This is a genomic window from Mesorhizobium sp. M2A.F.Ca.ET.046.03.2.1, from assembly GCF_003952425.1.
Lineage (GTDB): Bacteria > Pseudomonadota > Alphaproteobacteria > Rhizobiales > Rhizobiaceae > Mesorhizobium.
On record NZ_CP034449.1, the window covers coordinates 5,703,267 to 5,723,123 of the forward strand.

General features: G+C 63.6%; 19 protein-coding genes. All 19 read left to right on the top strand.

The window, feature by feature from the left end; genetic code table 11:
- Nucleotides 1–190 precede the first annotated feature (190 nt).
- On the top strand, nt 191–556 hold the full coding sequence (locus EJ072_RS27155) for an NADH-quinone oxidoreductase subunit A (RefSeq protein WP_042643187.1): 366 nt from the start codon (nt 191–193) through the stop codon (nt 554–556).
- Nucleotides 547–1,128, top strand: a complete 582-nt coding sequence (locus tag EJ072_RS27160) for an NADH-quinone oxidoreductase subunit B (RefSeq protein ID WP_015317338.1) — start codon at nt 547–549, stop codon at nt 1,126–1,128. The genes EJ072_RS27155 and EJ072_RS27160 overlap by 10 nt, the downstream gene beginning before the upstream one ends.
- A 4-nt stretch (nt 1,129–1,132) precedes the next feature.
- The gene (locus EJ072_RS27165) at nt 1,133–1,738 is read left to right on the top strand and encodes an NADH-quinone oxidoreductase subunit C (protein ID WP_126082108.1); all 606 of its coding nucleotides are present in this window, start codon (nt 1,133–1,135) and stop codon (nt 1,736–1,738) included.
- Nucleotides 1,739–1,747: 9 nt separating this feature from the next.
- Nucleotides 1,748–2,938, top strand: coding sequence for an NADH-quinone oxidoreductase subunit D (locus EJ072_RS27170; RefSeq protein ID WP_126060207.1), 1,191 nt, complete (start codon nt 1,748–1,750; stop codon nt 2,936–2,938).
- 1 nt (nt 2,939) lies between these two features.
- On the top strand, nt 2,940–4,268 hold the full coding sequence (locus EJ072_RS27175; protein WP_126082109.1) for an NADH-quinone oxidoreductase subunit E: 1,329 nt from the start codon (nt 2,940–2,942) through the stop codon (nt 4,266–4,268).
- Nucleotides 4,269–4,278: 10 nt separating this feature from the next.
- The gene (gene nuoF / locus EJ072_RS27180; RefSeq protein ID WP_126082110.1) at nt 4,279–5,583 is read left to right on the top strand and encodes an NADH-quinone oxidoreductase subunit NuoF; all 1,305 of its coding nucleotides are present in this window, start codon (nt 4,279–4,281) and stop codon (nt 5,581–5,583) included.
- A gap of 73 nt (nt 5,584–5,656) precedes the next feature.
- Nucleotides 5,657–6,337, top strand: coding sequence for an NADH-ubiquinone dehydrogenase (locus EJ072_RS27185; RefSeq protein WP_126082111.1), 681 nt, complete (start codon nt 5,657–5,659; stop codon nt 6,335–6,337).
- Between the two features lie 72 nt (nt 6,338–6,409).
- Nucleotides 6,410–8,491 carry an NADH-quinone oxidoreductase subunit NuoG gene (gene nuoG / locus EJ072_RS27190; protein WP_126082112.1) on the top strand — a complete coding sequence of 694 codons (2,082 nt, stop codon included), beginning with the start codon at nt 6,410–6,412 and terminating at the stop codon, nt 8,489–8,491.
- A gap of 2 nt (nt 8,492–8,493) precedes the next feature.
- Nucleotides 8,494–9,537 carry an NADH-quinone oxidoreductase subunit NuoH gene (gene nuoH, locus EJ072_RS27195; RefSeq protein WP_126082113.1) on the top strand — a complete coding sequence of 348 codons (1,044 nt, stop codon included), beginning with the start codon at nt 8,494–8,496 and terminating at the stop codon, nt 9,535–9,537.
- Nucleotides 9,537–10,028, top strand: a complete 492-nt coding sequence (gene nuoI, locus EJ072_RS27200) for an NADH-quinone oxidoreductase subunit NuoI (RefSeq protein WP_042643165.1) — start codon at nt 9,537–9,539, stop codon at nt 10,026–10,028. Before nuoH ends, nuoI begins: the two co-directional genes overlap by 1 nt.
- 229 nt (nt 10,029–10,257) lie before the next feature.
- The gene (locus EJ072_RS27205) at nt 10,258–10,878 is read left to right on the top strand and encodes an NADH-quinone oxidoreductase subunit J (RefSeq protein ID WP_126082114.1); all 621 of its coding nucleotides are present in this window, start codon (nt 10,258–10,260) and stop codon (nt 10,876–10,878) included.
- Between the two features lies 1 nt (nt 10,879).
- A complete protein-coding gene (gene nuoK, locus EJ072_RS27210; RefSeq protein WP_040982022.1) occupies nt 10,880–11,188 on the top strand; it encodes an NADH-quinone oxidoreductase subunit NuoK in 309 nt (102 codons plus the stop codon).
- Between the two features lie 11 nt (nt 11,189–11,199).
- Complete coding sequence (gene nuoL / locus EJ072_RS27215) at nt 11,200–13,173, top strand: NADH-quinone oxidoreductase subunit L (RefSeq protein ID WP_126082115.1); 1,974 nt, start codon at nt 11,200–11,202, stop codon at nt 13,171–13,173.
- Nucleotides 13,173–14,678: an NADH-quinone oxidoreductase subunit M gene (locus EJ072_RS27220; protein WP_126082116.1), complete on the top strand. Its 1,506-nt coding sequence runs from the start codon at nt 13,173–13,175 to the stop codon at nt 14,676–14,678. Before nuoL ends, EJ072_RS27220 begins: the two co-directional genes overlap by 1 nt.
- Before the next feature lie 14 nt (nt 14,679–14,692).
- Complete coding sequence (gene nuoN / locus EJ072_RS27225; protein WP_126082117.1) at nt 14,693–16,129, top strand: NADH-quinone oxidoreductase subunit NuoN; 1,437 nt, start codon at nt 14,693–14,695, stop codon at nt 16,127–16,129.
- A 4-nt stretch (nt 16,130–16,133) separates the two neighbouring features.
- The gene (locus EJ072_RS27230; RefSeq protein ID WP_126082118.1) at nt 16,134–16,955 is read left to right on the top strand and encodes a biotin--[acetyl-CoA-carboxylase] ligase; all 822 of its coding nucleotides are present in this window, start codon (nt 16,134–16,136) and stop codon (nt 16,953–16,955) included.
- A 94-nt stretch (nt 16,956–17,049) separates the two neighbouring features.
- Entirely contained in the window at nt 17,050–18,720 is a 1,671-nt protein-coding gene (locus EJ072_RS27235) for a ribonuclease J (protein WP_126082119.1), read from the top strand.
- A 134-nt stretch (nt 18,721–18,854) separates the two neighbouring features.
- Nucleotides 18,855–19,259, top strand: coding sequence for a methylmalonyl-CoA epimerase (mce, locus tag EJ072_RS27240; protein WP_126082120.1), 405 nt, complete (start codon nt 18,855–18,857; stop codon nt 19,257–19,259).
- Nucleotides 19,256–19,540, top strand: a complete 285-nt coding sequence (locus tag EJ072_RS27245) for a DUF1467 family protein (RefSeq protein ID WP_042643142.1) — start codon at nt 19,256–19,258, stop codon at nt 19,538–19,540. The genes mce and EJ072_RS27245 overlap by 4 nt, the downstream gene beginning before the upstream one ends.
- Nucleotides 19,541–19,857: the final 317 nt, after the last annotated feature.

Genomic DNA, 19,857 nt, shown 5'->3' on the forward strand with positions numbered 1-19,857 from the left:
TTCCGATATGGCGTCCAGGGCCGCGATTTGAACAAGGTTTGACTTGCGTCACCGAAACCGCTGCGCTAACCCTCGCCGCGTTGCAGCATGGGCTCCCTTAAAACGGTTCAGCGGTTAAACTGTCACGCTTCCGCATTAGAGTTCGTTGCTGTAATCAAAGTGAACTACCCCGCCGAAGGAAAGCCGCCGCATGAGCGCACTCCTGAGTTCATATCTGCCTATCGTGCTGTTCATCGCCGTGGCGATGATCGTGGGTCTGGCGCTCATCATTGCCCCCTTCCTGGTGGCCTATCGCAATCCCGATCCGGAAAAGCTTTCCGCCTATGAATGCGGGTTCAACTCGTTCGACGACGCCCGCATGAAGTTCGACATCCGCTTCTACCTGGTGTCGATCCTGTTCATCATCTTCGATCTCGAGGTCGCCTTCCTGTTCCCGTGGGCGGTGTCCTTCTCGAAGCTCGGCATGCTCGGCTTCTGGTCGATGATGGTGTTTCTGGCGGTGCTGACCATCGGCTTTGCCTATGAATGGAAAAAAGGAGCGCTGGAATGGGATTGAACGACAGTTCAGGCACCCTCGTCGCGCCGAAGCCCAAGGGCATCATCGACCCCAACACCGGCAGGCCGGTGGGGGAGGACGATCCCTTCTTCCTCGAAATCAACAATGAGCTGGCCGACAAGGGCTTCCTTGTCACCTCGACCGAAGCGCTGATCACCTGGGCGCGCAGCGGCTCGCTGATGTTCATGACCTTCGGCCTCGCCTGCTGCGCGGTCGAGATGATCCACACCTCGATGCCGCGCTATGACTCGGAGCGTTTCGGCGTCGCGCCGCGCGCGTCTCCCCGCCAGTCCGACATCATGATCGTCGCCGGCACGCTGACCAACAAGATGGCGCCGGCACTGCGCAAGGTCTACGACCAGATGCCGGAGCCGCGCTACGTCATCTCGATGGGCTCCTGCGCCAATGGCGGCGGCTACTACCACTATTCCTATTCGGTGGTGCGCGGCTGCGACCGCGTCGTGCCGGTCGACATCTATGTGCCCGGCTGCCCGCCGAGCGCGGAAGCGCTGCTCTACGGCATTCTCCTTCTGCAGAAGAAGATCCGCCGCACCGGCACGATCGAACGGTGAGCCGATGACCCTGGCGTTGAACGAACTCTCCACCTATCTCGGCGAGAAGCTCTCCGGCCGCATCGGCGAAGCCGTGCTTGCCTATGGCGAGCTGACCGTTTCGGTCGAGCGGGGCAATCTGATCGAAGTAGCGACCTTCCTGCGCGACGATGTGCGCTGCCAGTTCATCTCGATCATCGACATTTGCGGCGCCGACTATCCGTCGCGCGCCAAGCGTTTCGACGTCGTCTATCACCTTTTGTCGCCGAAGCAGAATGTGCGCATCCGCCTCAAGGTCCAGGCCGACGAGGAAACGCTGGTGCCGTCGCTGACCGCTGTCTATCCCGGCGCCGACTGGTACGAGCGCGAGACTTACGATCTGTACGGCGTGCTGTTCAGCGGCCATCCGGATCTGCGCCGCATCCTCACCGACTACGGCTTCGAGGGGCACCCGCTGCGCAAGGATTTCCCGCTGACCGGCTTCGTGGAGGTTCGCTACGACGACGAGGCCAAGCGGGTCATCTATGAGCCGGTCGAACTCAAGCAGGAATTCCGCAATTTCGATTTTCTCTCGCCTTGGGAAGGCACCGACTATGTGCTGCCCGGCGATGAGAAGGCGAAGGCAAACTGAGGCGCCACGATGGCTGAAACCTCCGTCCGTAATTTTAACATTAACTTTGGACCTCAACACCCTGCAGCGCACGGTGTTTTGAGATTGGTCCTCGAACTGGACGGCGAAGTTGTTGATCGCGTCGATCCGCATATCGGCCTGCTGCACCGCGGCACCGAGAAGCTGATCGAGGCCAAGACCTATCTCCAGGCCGTGCCCTATCTCGACCGGCTCGATTATTGCGCGCCGATGAACCAGGAGCATGCCTTCGCGCTAGCGGCCGAGCGCCTGCTCGGCATCGAGGTGCCGAAGCGCGGTCAGCTGATCCGCGTGCTCTATTCCGAGATGGGCCGAATCATGTCGCACATCCTCAATGTGACGACGCAGGCGATGGATGTCGGCGCGCTGACGCCGCCGCTTTGGGGCTTCGTCGAGCGCGAAAAGCTGATGGTGTTCTACGAGCGCGCCTCAGGTTCGCGCATGCATGCAGCCTATTTCCGGCCGGGCGGCGTGCACCAGGATCTGCCGCAGAAGCTGGTCGAGGACATCGGCAAGTGGATCGACCCTTTCCTGAAGTCGATCGACGACCTCGATGCGCTTTTGACCGGCAACCGCATCTTCAAGCAGCGCAATGTCGATATCGGCACGGTGTCGCTGGCCGACGCGTGGGCCTGGGGCTTTTCGGGCGTGATGGTGCGCGGCTCGGGCGCCGCCTGGGACCTGCGCAAATCGCAGCCTTATGAATGCTATTCCGAGATGGATTTCGACATCCCGGTCGGCAAGAACGGCGACTGCTACGACCGTTATCTCGTGCGCATGGAAGAGATGCGCCAGTCGGCCAAGATCATGCGCCAGTGCGTCGATCTGCTGCTCGGCAAGGAAAGCGCAGGCCCGGTGTCGAACCTCGACGGCAAGGTCGTGCCGCCGAAGCGCGCCGCAATGAAGCGCTCGATGGAAGCGCTGATCCACCACTTCAAGCTCTATACCGAGGGCTATCGCGTGCCGGCCGGCGAGGTCTATGCGGCCGTCGAGGCGCCCAAGGGCGAATTCGGCGTCTATCTGGTCTCCGACGGCACCAACAAGCCCTATCGCTGCAAGCTGCGCGCGCCCGGTTTCGCGCATCTGCAAGCCATGGATTTCCTGTGCCGCGGCCACATGCTGGCCGACGTCACCGCCGTGCTTGGCTCCCTCGACATCGTGTTTGGTGAGGTCGATCGCTAAAATGTCAGTTCGTCGTCTCGCAGATGCCAGCGTCCAGCCAGCCACCTTCGCCTTCAACGAGGCGAATGCGGCGGCAGCGCAGCAGTGGATCGCCAAATACCCGAAGGGGCGCGAACAGTCGGCCATTATCCCGCTGCTGATGATCGCGCAGGAGCAGGAAGGCTGGGTCACCAAGGCGGCGATCGAGACGATCTCGGACATGCTCGGCATGCCGCGCATCCGTGGTCTCGAGGTCGCGACCTTCTACACGCAGTACCAGCTCAATCCGGTCGGCACGCGCGCGCATATCCAGGTCTGCGGCACCACGCCCTGCATGCTGCGCGGCTCGGAAGCGCTGATGGATGTGTGCCGCTCGAAGATCCATCACGACCAGTTCCACACCAACGACAAGGGCACGCTGTCGTGGGAGGAGGTCGAATGCCTCGGCGCCTGCGTCAACGCGCCGATGGTCATGATTTTCAAGGACACTTTCGAGGACCTGACGCCTGAGCGGCTGGCCGAGATCATCGATCTCTACGACGCCGGCAAGGGCGCCGAGGTCAAGCCGGGGCCGCAGAACGGCCGCCATGGCTCCGAGCCGGCCGATGGTTTGAAGACGCTTACCAGCGAAAAGGCGATCCTGAAGTCGACGCGTGACAAGGAAGCCAAGGCGGCCGCGAAGGCTGCCAAGGACGCCGCCGCCGCGGCGCCGGCTGCTGCCCCTGCCGCCGTCGTCTCGCAAGCGGTGCCTGCCGCAGCCCCGGCACCTGCTGCTCCGGCAGCCTCGGGCCCGGTTGCGCCGTCCAAATCCGGCAAGCCGAAGACCGATGCGCCCGAGACCAGCCCGGCCTTAGCGACGCCGTCGCCGGTCAAGGTTGCTCCGGCCACCGAGAAGGCGGCCAGTGTCAGGGCGCCGCGCCATTCGGCCGCCAATGCCAATCAGGCTTCTCCGGAAGTCGAGGCCGTTTCCAAACCGCGCAGCGGGCCCAAGAACAAGGCAGAGCCGGCGGCCGCTTTCAAGGCGCCGGAAACCAAGCAGCCGGTCGCCAAGACGGAAAAGCCTTCGCTGGATGACAAGAACCGGCCGGCCGGCATCGAGCGTCCGGCGACGGTCGACGATCTCAAGCTGATCTCCGGCGTCGGGCCGAAGATCGAAGCGATCCTGCATTCGCTGGGCATCTACACCTTCGCTCAGGTCGCGGCCTGGAAGAAGGCCGAGCGCGAATGGGTCGACGGCTATCTCAATTTCCGCGGCCGCATCGAGCGCGACGACTGGGTGAAGCAGGCCAAGGCGCTCGCCAAAGGCGGCGTCGCCGAATACATCCGCGTCTTCGGCAAGAAGCCGGTCTGAGGGACGACAAATGCTTCAGGACAAAGACCGCATCTTCACCAACATCTACGGCCTCTTCGACAAGTCGCTGGCCGGCGCGCAGTCGCGCGGCATCTGGGACGATACGCCCGGTCTCATCGCCAAGGGCCGCGACTGGATCGTCAATGAGATGAAGGCTAGCGGGTTGCGCGGCCGCGGCGGCGCCGGCTTCCCGACCGGACTGAAGTGGTCGTTCATGCCCAAGCAGAGCGACGGCCGTCCGAGCTATCTGGTCATCAATGCCGACGAATCCGAACCCGGCACCTGCAAGGACCGCGACATCCTGCGCAACGATCCGCACACACTGGTCGAGGGCGCGCTGGTTGCCGGCTTCGCCATGGGCGCAGTCGCGGCCTACATCTATGTGCGCGGCGAGTTCATCCGCGAGCGCGAGGCGCTCCAGCGCGCCATCGACGAGGCTTACGCGGCCAAGCTGATCGGCAAGAACAACACGTCCGGCTACGACTTCGACGTCTATATGCATCACGGCGCCGGCGCCTATATCTGCGGCGAGGAGACGGCGCTGCTCGAAAGCCTAGAAGGCAAGAAGGGCCAGCCGCGGCTGAAGCCGCCATTCCCGGCCAATGTCGGCCTCTATGGCTGCCCAACCACCGTCAACAATGTCGAATCGATCGCGGTGGCGCCGACCATCCTGCGCCGGGGCGCGGCCTGGTTCTCGTCCTTCGGCCGGCCGAACAATGCCGGCACCAAGCTGTTCTGCGTCTCCGGCCACGTCAACAATCCGTGCACCTTCGAAGAAGCGATGTCGATCCCGTTCCGGGAGCTGATCGAGACGCATTGCGGCGGCATCCGCGGCGGCTGGGACAATCTGCTGGCAGTCATCCCGGGCGGCGCTTCGGTGCCGCTGGTGCCGGCCGAGCAGATCATGGACGCGCCGATGGATTTCGATGCGCTGCGCGACCTGAAATCCGGCCTCGGCACGGCTGCCGTCATCGTCATGGACAAGTCGACGGATATCGTGAAGGCGATCGCCAGGCTGTCCTACTTCTACAAGCATGAGAGCTGCGGCCAGTGCACGCCGTGCCGCGAAGGCACCGGCTGGATGTGGCGGGTGATGGAGCGGCTGGTGCGCGGCGAAGCGCAGAAGCGCGAGATCGACATGCTGCTCGATGTCACCAAGCAGGTCGAGGGCCACACGATCTGCGCGCTGGGCGACGCGGCGGCCTGGCCGATCCAGGGCTTGATGCGACATTTCCGCGGCGAGGTGGAACGCCGCATCGACGAGTTTTCGCGCAACGCGCACCGGGTCGAGCCGGTGATGGTGGCGGCGGAATAAGACTTCGAAATACGGGCGCAAGCCCGAGACGGAAAGCAGGGCGGGGCATACGAAAAACGACCAGGAGAACTCTATGGCGCCGTATTCGATACCCTATCCGTTCATGCCTGATTTGGACCAGCTCGAGAAGATGAACCAGGACCTGACCAAGATGATGCCGAAGGAGATGGCCAGCGCCGTCAACCTTCTGGCGCATCCGGTCGCGGGCGCGGCGGCGATGTCGGCGCTGGGCATTGGTTTTGCCAACCATGCCGTCGGCATGTGGATGGGCGCCTTCACCGGCGCGCTGGAAGCTTCGCAGCGCATGTTCCAGCCTTTCCTCGACGATCTCGAGGCGCAGAGCGAAGCGGTCGCCAATGCGTCCAAGGCGCGCAAGGCGACCGAGACCCTGATCGCCGAGGCGCAGACCTTTGCCAGGGACGTGACCGATATCGCGGTGAACGCGACCGAGAAGGCTCTCGACACGACCGGGGCCGATATTGTCGCCCAGCCGGCAGCGGCCGCATTGATGCCCGAGGATTTCAGGCAGCCGAAGGCCGTCGACAAGCCGGCGAAGCCGTCGGACCTGAAGGCGATTTCGGGTATCGGACCGAAACTGGAGAAGGTGCTCAACGGTCTCGGTATCTGGACCTATGAGCAGATCGCGGCCTGGACGTCGCAAGAGATCGCCTGGGTGGAAGATTATCTGTCGCTTGCCGGCCGCATCGGCCGCGACGACTGGACTGCGCAGGCGGCGGCGCTCGCCGCGAAGTGATTTGAAAAGCCGGGCGCGGTGCAAACCGCGCCCGGAAGATAGATTGCGGACATCCGCGAGGGTTTGAGGCGAATGGCAAAGCTAAAGGTCGACGGGAAAGAGATCACGGTACCCGACCATTACACGCTGCTGCAGGCGGCCGAGGACGCCGGCGCGGAAGTGCCGCGCTTCTGCTTCCATGAGCGGCTGTCGATCGCCGGCAATTGCCGCATGTGCCTGATCGAGGTGAAGGGCGGCCCGCCCAAGCCGCAGGCGTCTTGCGCCATGGGCGTGCGCGACCTGCGCCCCGGCCCGAATGGCGAGCCGCCGGAAATCTTCACCAACACGCCGATGGTCAAGAAGGCCCGCGAAGGCGTGATGGAGTTCCTGCTGATCAACCATCCGCTGGATTGCCCGATCTGCGACCAGGGCGGCGAGTGCGACCTGCAGGACCAGGCGATGGCGTTCGGCGTCGATTCCTCGCGCTATCACGAGAACAAGCGCGCGGTCGAAGACAAGTATATCGGCCCGCTGGTCAAGACGGTGATGAACCGCTGCATCCACTGCACGCGCTGCGTCCGCTTCACCACCGAAGTCGCCGGCATCTCCGAGCTCGGCCTGATCGGCCGCGGCGAGGATGCCGAGATCACCACCTATCTCGAACAGGCGATGACGTCGGAGCTGCAGGGCAATGTCATCGATCTGTGCCCGGTCGGCGCGCTGACCTCCAAGCCATTCGCCTTCCAGGCGCGGCCGTGGGAATTGACCAAGACCGAATCGATCGACGTCATGGATGCAGTCGGCTCGGCGATCCGCGTCGATTCCAGAGGTCGTGAAGTGATGCGCATCCTGCCGCGCGTCAACGAGGCGGTGAACGAGGAGTGGATCTCCGACAAGACCCGCTTCATCTGGGACGGCCTGCGCACGCAGCGCCTCGACCGCCCCTATGTGCGCAAGAACGGCAAGCTCGCTCCGGCAAGCTGGGCGGAAGCCTTCGCGGCGATCAAGGACGAGGTGTCGAAGACCGCGCCCGAGCGCATCGGCGCCATTGCCGGCGATCTCGCGGCCGTCGAGGAAATCTACGCGCTGAAGCTTCTGATCAACGCGCTCGGATCGAAGAACATCGACTGCCGCCAGGATGGCGCCGCGCTCGATCCGTCGCTCGGCCGCGCCAGCTACATCTTCAACCCGACCATCGAAGGCATCGAGCAGGCCGACGCGGTGCTGATCATCGGCGCCAATCCGCGCTTCGAGGCTTCGGTGCTCAATGCCCGCATCCGCAAGCGCTGGCGCGTCGGCAACCTGCCGGTTGGCGTGATCGGCGAGATCGGCGACACACGCTACGACTATGAACTGATCGGCGCCGGGCCGGAATCGCTGAAGGATCTCGCTGACGGCAACGGCAAATTCTTCGAGGTGCTGAGCAAGGCCACGCATCCGCTGATCATCGTCGGCCAGGGCGCGCTGGCGCGCACGGATGGCGCGGCGGTGCTCGGCCAGGCGGCAAAGCTCGCCACCGCCGTCAACGCGGTCACGGCCGAATGGAACGGTTTTGCGGTGCTGCACAGCGCCGCTGCGCGCGTCGGCGGCCTCGATGTCGGCTTCGTGCCGGGCGAGGGCGGCAAGAACGTTGCCGGCATGCTGGGCGACACCGACGTGCTCTTCCTGCTCGGCGCCGACGAAATCGACATGGCCAGGACCGGCGGCGCCTTCGTCGTCTATGTCGGCACGCATGGCGATGCCGGCGCGCATCGCGCCAACGTCATCCTGCCGGCCGCCGCCTACACCGAAAAGTCCGGCACCTATGTGAACACGGAAGGCCGTGTGCAGCAGACCAATCGCGCCGGTTTCGCTCCGGGCGAGGCGCGCGAGGACTGGGCGATTCTCAGGGCGCTGTCGGATGTGCTCGGCAAGAAGCTGCCCTTCGATTCGCTGGCGCAGCTGCGCGCCAAGCTCTATGGCGAATTCCCGCATCTCGCCCGCATCGACCAGGTGCAGGCCGGCAGCGGCGACGATATCGCCAAGGTGGCGAAGCTCGGCGGCCGTTTGAACAAGGGCACCTTCACCTCGGCGGTGAAGGACTTCTACCTGACCAACCCGATAGCGCGGGCATCGGCCGTGATGGCTGAATGCTCGGCGCTGGCCAAGAGCGGCTTCAAGCAGGCGGCGGAATAAGCATGGACACTTTCCTCTCGATTTACGTGCTGCCGGCGCTGCTGATCCTTCTGAAGTCGGTCGTGCTGATCGTCGTGCTTTTGATCGGCGTCGCCTACCTGCTCTATGCCGACCGCAAGATCTGGGCGGCGGTGCAATTGCGTCGCGGCCCGAACGTCGTCGGTCCGTGGGGTACGCTGCAGGCCTTCGCCGACCTTTTAAAATTCGTCTTCAAGGAGCCGGTGATCCCGTCGGGCGCCAACAAAGGCGTGTTCCTTCTGGCGCCGCTGGTGTCGGCGGTACTGGCGATCTCGGCCTGGGCGGTCATTCCGGTCAATGACGGCTGGGCGATCGCCAACATCAATGTCGGCATCCTCTATGTCTTCGCCATCTCCTCGCTCGAGGTTTATGGCGTGATCATGGGCGGTTGGGCGTCCAACTCGAAATACCCGTTCCTCGGCGCGCTGCGCTCGGCCGCGCAGATGGTGTCCTACGAAGTCTCGATCGGCTTCGTCATCGTCACCGTGCTGCTCTGCGTCGGCTCGCTGAACCTCTCCGACATCGTCATGTCGCAGCAGGACGGCCTCGGCACCAAGCTCGGCCTGCCCAACACCTTCCTCGACTGGCATTGGCTGTCGCTGCTGCCGATGTTCGTGGTGTTCTTCATCTCCGCGCTCGCCGAGACCAACCGCCCGCCTTTCGACCTTGTGGAAGCGGAATCGGAACTCGTCGCCGGCCACATGGTTGAATATTCGTCGACGCCGTTCCTGCTCTTCTTCCTCGGCGAGTATGTCGCCGTCGTCCTGATGTGCGCGCTGGCGACCATCCTGTTCCTCGGCGGCTGGCTGCCGCCGTTCAATTTCGCGCCCTTCACCTGGATACCGGGTGTGATCTGGTTCGTGCTGAAGATCTGCCTGATGTTCTTCATGTTCTCGATGGTGAAGGCTTTCGTGCCGCGCTACCGCTACGACCAGCTGATGCGGCTGGGCTGGAAAGTCTTCCTGCCGATCTCGCTGTTCATGGTCGTCGCCACCGCGGCCTTCCTCAAGATCACGGGGTTTGCGTGATGTCCGCTCTGGCCCAGGCCGCAAAATCGCTGCTGCTGAAGGATTTCGTCAGCGCCTTCTTCCTGTCGATGCGCCAGTTCTTCGCGCCGAAGGAAACCATCAACTATCCGCATGAGAAGGGGCCGACCAGCCCGCGCTTCCGCGGCGAACATGCGCTGCGCCGCTATCCGAACGGCGAGGAACGCTGCATCGCCTGCAAGCTGTGCGAGGCGATCTGCCCGGCGCAGGCCATCACCATCGAGGCGGGCCCGCGCCGCAACGACGGCACGCGCCGCACCGTGCGCTACGACATCGACATGGTGAAGTGCATCTATTGCGGCTTCTGCCAGGAAGCCTGCCCGGTCGACGCCATCGTCGAAGGGCCGAATTTCGAGTTCGCGACCGAGACGCGCGAGGAGCTTTACTACAACAAGGAAAAGCTGCTCGCGAACGGCGATCGCTGGGAGCGGGAGCTGGCGCGCAACATCGCGCTGGACTCGCCGTATAGGTGATTAGCGTGCTTCTCCCCGTTCACGGGGAGAAGATGCCGGCAGGCAGATGAGGGGCGGCGCCAGCTTCTGGAAACTTGGCGTTACCCCTCATCCGGCCCTTCGGGCCACCTTCTCCCCGTAAACAGGGAGAAGGAACAAGAAAGTGGACGGCGCAACGTCGTCCGTCTAAGGAACACGCGGTTTCGAACCGGAGGCGGGTCGGAGTCGAAATTGGAACCCGGGGGAACCCATGCTGACTGGACTAGAGGCGGCCTTTTTCTACCTCTTCGCCTTTATCGCCGTGGCGTCGGCCTTCATGGTCATTTCGTCGCGCAACCCCGTGCATTCGGTGCTGTTCCTGATCCTGACCTTCTTCAACGCCGCGGGCCTCTTCATGCTGACCGGCGCCGAGTTCCTGGCGATGATCCTGCTGGTCGTCTATGTCGGCGCGGTGATGGTGCTGTTCCTGTTCGTCGTCATGATGCTCGACGTCGACTTCGCCGAGATGAAGCAGGGCGCCCTGCAATACGCGCCGATCGGCGCGCTGGTCGGGCTGATCCTGGCGGCGGAGCTGATCATCGTGCTCGGCGGCTACACATTCGCGCCGCAGCTGGCCTCGACGGTCGCCAAGGCGACGCCGGATCTCGCCACGCGCTCCAACACGGCGGCGCTCGGCGACATCCTTTACACGGACTACCTCTATTATTTCCAGATTTCCGGCCTGGTGCTGCTGGTCGCCATGATCGGCGCCATCGTGCTGACGCTGCGCCACAAGCCGGGCGTCAAGCGGCAGTCGATCGCCGCGCAGGTCGGTCGCACGCCGGCGACAGGCATGGAAATCCGCAAGGTCAAAACGGGCGAGGGCATCTGAGATGGTCGTCGGCATTGCACATTACCTGACCGTATCGGCGATCCTGTTCACGCTCGGCGTGTTCGGCATCTTCCTGAACCGCCGCAACATCATCGTCATCTTGATGTCGGTCGAGCTCATCCTGCTCGCGGTCAACATCAATTTCGTCGCGTTCTCGGCGGCGCTGCATGACCTCGTCGGACAGGTGTTCGCCCTGTTCGTGCTGACGGTCGCGGCCGCTGAAGCCGCGATCGGTCTTGCCATTCTTGTCGTCTTCTTCCGCAACCGCGGCTCGATCGCGGTCGAAGACGTGAGCGCGATGAAGGGTTGACGGGAACCACCATGTATCAGGCTATCGTCTTCCTTCCGCTGCTCGGCTTCCTGATTGTCGGCCTGTTCGGCAATTCGCTCGGCGCCAAGGCTTCCGAATACATCACCTCCGGCTTCCTGGTGATCGCGGCTATCCTGTCCTGGATCGCCTTCTTCACCGTCGGCTTCGGCAATGGCGAGGTGTTCACCGTGCCGGTGCTGCGCTGGATCCAGTCAGGCGGCATCGACGCCTCCTGGGCGCTCAGGATCGACACGCTGACGGTGGTGATGCTGGTCGTCGTCAACACGGTGTCGGCGCTGGTTCACATCTATTCGATCGGCTACATGCACCACGATCCGAACCGGCCGCGCTTCTTCGCCTATCTGTCGCTGTTCACCTTCGCGATGCTGATGCTGGTGACCGCCGACAACCTCATCCAGATGTTCTTCGGCTGGGAAGGCGTCGGTCTCGCTTCCTACCTGCTGATCGGCTTCTGGTACAAGAAGCCGTCGGCCAACGCCGCCGCCATCAAGGCCTTCGTCGTCAACCGTGTCGGCGACTTCGGCTTCGCGCTCGGCATCTTCGGCGTGTTCGTGCTGTTCGGCTCGGTCAATCTGAGCACCGTGTTTGCCAATGCGGCGTCATTCCTGCCGGCCGAAGGCGCGCCTGCCGGCGCCGCCGTGCTGACTTTCCTCGGCCATGCGCTCGACAAGCAGACGGCGCTGACCGTGGTCTGCCTGCTGCTCTTCATGGGCGCCATGGGCAAGTCGGCGCAGGTGCCGCTGCACACCTGGCTGCCGGACGCCATGGAAGGCCCGACGCCGGTCTCGGCGCTCATCCACGCGGCGACCATGGTGACCGCCGGCGTGTTCATGCTGGCCAGGCTGTCCCCGCTGTTCGAGCTGTCGCACTCGGCGCTGACCGTCGTCACCTTCATCGGCGCCTTCACCGCCTTCTTCGCGGCGACCGTCGGCCTCGTCCAGAACGACATCAAGCGCGTCATCGCCTATTCGACCTGCTCGCAGCTCGGCTATATGTTCGTGGCGCTCGGCGTCGGCGCCTATGGCGCGGCGATCTTCCATCTGTTCACGCACGCCTTCTTCAAGGCACTGCTGTTCCTCGGCTCCGGCTCGGTCATCCACGCGGTGTCCGACGAGCAGGACATGCGCAAGATGGGCGGGCTGCGCAAGCTGATCCCGACCACCTACTGGATGATGATTGTCGGCACGCTGGCGCTGACCGGCGTCGGCATCCCGGCAACGGTGATCGGCACCGCCGGTTTCTTCTCCAAGGACGCAATCATCGCGACCTCCTTCGCCAGCCACAATGCGGTCGCCGGCTTTGCCTTCATCCTGCTGGTGGTCGCCGCCTGCTTCACCAGCTTCTATTCGTGGCGCCTGATCTTCATGACCTTCCACGGCGAGCCGCGCGCCAGCCACGAGGTCATGCATCATGTCCATGAATCGCCGCCGGTGATGCTGGTGCCGCTCTATGTTCTGGCGGCCGGCGCGCTGTTCGCGGGCATCATCTTCCACGGCGCCTTCATCGGCGAGGGCTATGCCGAATTCTGGAAGGCGTCACTGTTCACGCTGCCGGACAACCATATCCTGCACGAGATCCACGAGCTGCCGCTCTGGGTGGAACTGGCGCCATTCGTGGCCATGGTGATCGGCCTGCTGGTTGCCTGGAAGTTCTATATCCGCTCGCCGGAACTGCCTCGCAGCGTCGCCGCCAACCACCGCCTGCTCTACGCCTTCCTGCTCAACAAGTGGTACTTCGACGAGCTCTACGACATCCTGTTCGTTCAGCCGGCCAAGCGCCTCGGCAGGTTCCTGTGGAAGACCGGTGACGGCACGATCATCGACGGGCTCGGCCCCGACGGCATCTCGGCGCGCGTCGTCGACGTCACCAACCGCGTCGTCAAGCTACAGACCGGCTACCTCTACCACTATGCTTTCGCCATGCTGATCGGCGTGGCCGCTCTCGTCACCTGGATGATGCTCTGATGACCGACTGGCCAATCCTCTCGCTGGTCACCTTCCTGCCGCTGGTTGGTGTTCTCTTCATTCTGCCGATCAGCGACGACAGCGAAAACGCGCGCCGCAACATCCGCGGCATCGCGCTTGCGACGACAACTTTCACCTTCCTGGTGTCGCTGTTCATCTGGAAGGGCTTCGACAATTCGCAGGCCGGCTTCCAGTTCGTCGAGAAATACGCCTGGCTGGATTCGGGCATTTCCTACCACATGGGCGTCGACGGCATCTCGATGCTGTTCGTCATCCTGACGACGTTCCTGATGCCGCTTTCCATCCTCGCCTCCTGGGAAGCGATCGAGAAGCGGGTCAAGGCCTATATGATCGCCTTCCTGATCCTCGAGACGCTGATGATCGGCGTGTTCTGCGCGCTCGACATCGTGTTGTTCTACGTCTTCTTCGAGGCCGGCCTGATCCCGATGTTCATCATCATCGGCGTCTGGGGCGGCAAGCGGCGCGTCTATGCCTCGTTCAAGTTCTTCCTCTACACGCTCGCCGGTTCGGTGCTGATGCTGCTCGCCATCATGGTGATGTTCTTCCAGTCGGGCACCACGGATATCCCGACACTGCTGACGCATCAGTTCCCGGCCAACATGCAGACCTGGCTGTGGCTGGCCTTCTTCGCGTCCTTCGCGGTGAAGATGCCGATGTGGCCGGTGCACACCTGGCTGCCTGATGCCCACGTGGAGGCGCCGACGGCGGGCTCGGTCATCCTGGCAGCCATCCTCTTGAAGATGGGCGGGTACGGCTTCCTGCGCTTCTCGCTGCCGATGTTCCCGGAAGCGTCGGCGATGTTCGCGCCGCTGGTGTTCACGCTCTCCGTCGTCGCCATCATCTACACCTCGCTGGTGGCGCTGATGCAGGAGGACATGAAGAAGCTGATCGCCTATTCGTCGGTCGCCCATATGGGCTTCGTGACCATGGGCATCTTCGCCATGAACCAGGAAGGCGTGCAGGGCGCGATCTTCCAGATGCTCAGCCACGGCCTCGTGTCGGGCGCGCTGTTCCTGTGCGTCGGCGTCATCTACGACCGCATGCATACGCGCGAGATCGACGCCTATGGCGGCCTCGTCAACAACATGCCGAAATATGCCACCGTCTTCATGATCTTTACCATGGCCAATGTCGGCCTGCCGGGCACCAGCGGCTTCATCGGCGAGTTCCTGACCATGCTCGGTGTGTTCAAGGTCAACACCTGGGTGGCGTTCTTCGCCGCGACCGGCGTCATCCTGTCGGCGGCTTACGCGCTTTGGCTGTATCGACGCGTGATCTTCGGCGCGCTGACCAAGGACAGCCTGAAGAACCTGCTCGATCTTTCGCCGCGCGAGAAGGCGATCATCTACCCGCTAGTGGTGCTGGTCATCTTCTTCGGCGTTTATCCGGCGCCGGTGTTCGACGCGACGGCCCAATCGGTCAAGGCGCTCGTCACCAACGTCACCGCATCCATCAATTCCGCGCAGACCGCGGCGGCGAACTGACCGGGGAATAGACCATGACGCCGGACCTTCTCTCCAGCCTTTCACTCTCGACGCCGGAACTGATCCTCGCTGTCGGCGCGCTGGTGCTCCTGATGATCGGAGCCTATTCGCGCTCCAACAACACCATGACCGTGACCGGCCTGGCCGTCCTTGTGCTGGTGGTGGCCGGACTCTGGCTCGCCTTCTCCGGCGGGCAAGGCGCTGCCTATGGCGGCGCCTTCGTGCAGGATGCCTTCGGCGCCTTCATGAAGATGCTGGCACTGATCGGATCGGCGGTTTCGCTGGTGATGTCGATGCGCTTTGCGCGCCAGGAGCATTTCGACAAGTTCGAGTTCCCGGTGCTTATCCTGCTCTGCACGCTCGGCATGCTTCTGATGATCTCGGCCAACGGCATGATCGGGCTTTATCTCGGGCTCGAGCTGCAATCGCTGGCGATCTATGTGCTGGCGGCGATCAACCGCGACAATTTGCGCTCGACCGAGGCGGGCCTGAAATATTTCGTCCTCGGCGCGCTGTCCTCGGGCATGCTGCTCTACGGCATCAGCCTCGTATACGGTTACACCGGCAACACCGGCTTCCAGGAGATCGCGACGGCCCTTGGCAGCGGCGAGCGCCAGCTCGGCCTCGTCTTCGGCCTGGTGTTCGTGCTCGCCGGCCTCGCCTTCAAGATCTCGGCCGTGCCGTTCCACATGTGGACGCCGGACGTCTATGAGGGCGCGCCGACGCCGATCACCGCCTTCCTGGCGGCGGCGCCGAAAATGGCGGCGATGGCGCTGATCGTGCGCGTCACCATGGGCGCCTTCAAGCCGATCGCCGCCGATTGGCAGCAGATCGTCGTCTTCATCTCGATCGCCTCGATGGCGCTCGGCGCGTTCGCGGCCATCGGCCAGACCAACATCAAGCGCCTGATGGCCTATTCCTCGATCGGCCACATGGGCTACGCGCTGGTCGGCCTTGCCGCCAACAGCCAGGCCGGCGTGCGCGGCGTCGCCATCTACATGCTGATCTATCTGGTGATGACGCTCGGCACCTTCGCCTTCATCCTCGCCATGCGCCGCAAGGAAGGCAATGTCGAGCAGATCAGCGACCTTTCCGGTCTCGCCTCGACCAACCCGGTCATGGCCACCATCCTCACCATCCTGATGTTCTCGCTGGCCGGCATTCCGCCGCTCGCGGGCTTCTGGGGGAAATGGTATGTGTTCCTCGCCGCCATCAACGCGCATCTTTACGCCCTGGCAATCATCGGCGTTCTGGCCTCGGTGGTGGGCGCCTACTATTACCTGCGCATCATCAAGATCATGTGGTTCGACGAGCCTGTCGGCGGCTTCGTTCCGATGGCCAGCGAGCTGCGCCTTGTGCTCGGCGTCAGCGGCGCCTTCGTGCTGTTCTACGTGCTGATCGGCGGACCGATCGGCAGCTACGCCGAAGCCGCCGCGAAGACCTTCTTCTGACGGGATGGCGTTTCGGCTGGCTCCAACCGCGGCGTCGGAGGGGTTCCGGCTCGAGGCGCATGACAGCGTCGGCTCCACCAACGCGCTGGCGCTGGAGCACGCGCGCGCCGGCGATCCCGGCAAGCTCTGGGTCGTTTCGAAGAAGCAGGAGAGCGGCCGCGGCCGGCGCGGGCGCGCCTGGGCGACGCCGGAAGGCAATCTTGCGGCGACACTGCTCCTGGTTCCGGGCGGCGAGCTGCGGCTGGCAGCGACCCTCGGCTTCGTCGCGGGGCTGGCGCTGGCCGACGCGCTCGACGCCGTCGTGCCGAAAGGCCGGATCGCCGTCGCCTTGGATGGCGCGAGCCAGGGGCGCAACCGCTTCGAGCTGAAATGGCCGAACGACGTGCTGGCCTCGGGCGCCAAGCTTGCCGGCATCCTGCTGGAATCGGCGATGCTGGAAGGCGGCCGTTTCGCGGTCGCCATCGGCATCGGCGTCAATGTCGCGGCTTATCCCGAGGACTTGCCTTATCCAGCGACCTCGCTCAGCGCGCTCGGCGCCGATTGCGATGCCGAAATGCTGTTCCTGGCGCTTTCGGATGCCTGGAGCGAGAATGCCAGGCTCTGGGACGACGGGCGCGGGCTCGATGCCATCAGAAAACACTGGCTTGCCCGCGCGGCGGGGCTTGGCGGCGAGGTTGCTGTCAGAATTGACGGCAATGTGGTGCGCGGCGTCTTCGAAACCATTGACGAGGACTGCCGTTTCGTGATCCGCGACGATGAAGGATCGGTTTTGACGATCGCGGCGGGCGACGTGCATTTCGGCGCTGTCGCCTCGGCCCGGGTATAGTTTTATTTTGCGCCGTTCCGGACGAAGTCATTGACTACGGTTTTCCCGGAATTGCTCCAACGGCTTGGCCTGACGGCCAGGAAGGAAAGAATTCATGGCGAATAGAGAAAACGCCGAGCTCGTTTTCGCGCCGTTGGGCGGCGTCGGCGAGATCGGCATGAATTTCGCCCTTTATGGTTATGGGCCCGCTGATGCGCGCGAATGGATCGTCGTCGATGTCGGCGTCACCTTTCCCGATAGCGCGCATCCCGGCGTTGATCTCATCCTGCCCGATACGCGCTTCATCGAGGAGAACATCGACGGCCTGCGCGGCATCGTCATCACCCACGCGCATGAGGACCATTACGGCGCGCTGCTCGATATCTGGCCGAGGCTCAAGGCGCCGGTCTGGATGACGCCGTTCACCGCAGGCCTGCTCGAAGCCAAGCGGCAGGGCGAGCAGAACGCGCCGAAGATACCGGCGTCCATCTACCGGGCCGGCGAGAAATTCACCATCGGACCGTTCGAGATCGAGGCCATTCCGGTGGCGCACTCGATTCCCGAGCCGATGTCGCTGGCGATCACCACGCCGGCCGGCACCGTCATCCATACCGGCGACTGGAAGATCGACCCGGAGCCGACGATCGGGCCGAAGACCGACGAGGCGCGGTTCCGCGCCTATGGCGACAAGGGCGTGCTGGCGCTGATCTGCGATTCCACCAACGCGCTGAGGGAAGGGGAGTCGCCGTCGGAAGTGGCGGTGGGCGAAGGCCTAAAGGGCGTCATCGAGAAGGCCAAGGGCCGCGTCGCAGTCACCACTTTCTCCTCCAATGTCGGGCGCATCGTCTCGATAGCGCGCGCGGCGCGCGATGCCGGCCGGCAGTGCCTGGTGCTCGGCCGCTCGCTGAAGCGCGTCATCGACGTGGCGGGCGAGCTCGGCTACATGGATGGCCTGCCGGAGTTCATCGCCGAGGAAGACTATGGCTATATCCCGCGCGAGAACCTGGTGATCATCTGCACCGGCAGCCAGGGCGAGCCGCTCGCCGCGCTGGCAAAGCTGTCGCGCGACGAGATGAAGTCGGTGGCGCTGACGGCCGGCGACACGGTGGTGTTCTCCTCGCGCACCATTCCCGGCAACGAGAGGGCGATCCTGGAAATCAAGAACCGGCTGATCGACCTCGGCATGAAGATCATCGAGGATGGCGACGCGTTGGTGCATGTGTCGGGCCATCCGCGCCGCAGCGAATTGCGCAAGATGTATGAATGGGTGCGGCCGCAGATCGGCGTTCCCGTGCATGGCGAGGCGGCGCATCTGGTGGCGCAAGGCTCGTTGATGTCGATGTCGGGCATCGGCCAGGTGGCGCAAGTGCGTGACGGCGACATGCTCAGACTCTGGCCCGGCCCGGCGACGATCATCGACCAGCTGCCGTTCGGCCGGCTGTACAAGGACGGGTTCTTGATCGGCACCGACCAGGCCATGGGCATACGCGACCGCCGCAAGCTCTCCTTCGCCGGTCATGTCGCGGTCAATGTCGTGCTCGACGACAAATACGAGCTCGCCGGCGACCCCGACCTGGTGGCGATCGGCGTGGCCGAGGCGGATGCCAGCGGCGAAACGCTGGAAGACCTGATGCTCGATGCGGCAATCGGCGCGGTGGACTCCATTCCGCGCCAGCGTCGAAAAGACCTCGACCTGGTGCAGGAAGCGGTGCGTCGCGCCGTGCGCGCCGCCGCCAACGAAGCCTGGGGCAAGAAGCCGCTGGTGACGGTGTTCGTCACGCGGTGACGAACAAGGGAATAGGGGAGTAGGGCAGTAGGGCAGTTGGGCAGTAGGGAAGAATGAGTGGTTACTTTCTTGTGCCTTTTTTCCCTACTCCCTTACTGCCCTACTCCCTTACTCCCCTAAAAGCGGAGCGCTTTATGCTTGGACGCCTGAACCATGTCGCGCTTGCCGTGCCGGATCTGGCTGCGGCGATGGCTGCCTATCGCGATATGCTGGGCGCGCGATTGAGCGCGCCGCAGGCGCTGCCGGAGCATGGCGTGACGGTGGTGTTCGTCGATGTCGGCAACACGAAGATCGAGTTGCTGGAGCCGCTGGGCGATGCCTCGCCGATCGCGGCGTTTCTCGAGAAGAACCCTTCGGGCGGCATGCATCACGTCTGCTATGAGGTCGACGATATCCTGGCTGCCCGCAACCATTTGAAAGCGAGCGGCGCACGGGTGCTCGGCGACGGCCACCCGAAGATCGGCGCGCATGGCAAGCCGGTGCTGTTCCTGCATCCCAAGGATTTCTTCGGTACGCTCGTCGAACTGGAGCAGGCATGAACTGGGTCCTGTTCGCGGCGCTGTTCTTCGTCACCTGGTGGTTGGTGCTGTTCATCGTTCTGCCGTTCAGCCTGCGCACGCAGGACGACGACAGGGATGTCACTCTTGGCACGGTTTCCAGCGCGCCGCGCGGGCCGCATATGCGGCGCGCCTTCCTGCGCGCGACGGTCGTGACGGTGGTCGTGATGGGTATTCTCTACGGGCTGACGATGGGGCTAGGATTCAGCTTCGACGACATCATGCGGATCATGCCGGACTTTAGTCCGAATACCCATCACTGACGCTGAGAACACGGTCTCCGCAAGTATTGCGAAGCATGCGCGCGCAGGGGTTGAGATCGGAAGCCGGCTTCCGATTTTCGCGAGCGCGGGACTGTCAAGCTGTTTGGCAGAGGGCTGGGCTAAGCAGATGATTGCACAAAAAAAATGCAAGGCACGAGGCCTTGCAATTTAAACGCGTCCGATCCGTTTCCGGTGTCCGGCGGCAGCGAGTTACCGCGCCTAGATCGCATCCTCCCAAGACTTTGACCGCGTAGGAGAGCAGATTTTTCTCCGCCCTCTCGGTTATCGGCGCACACTAGACCAAGGCAGGTGAAAAT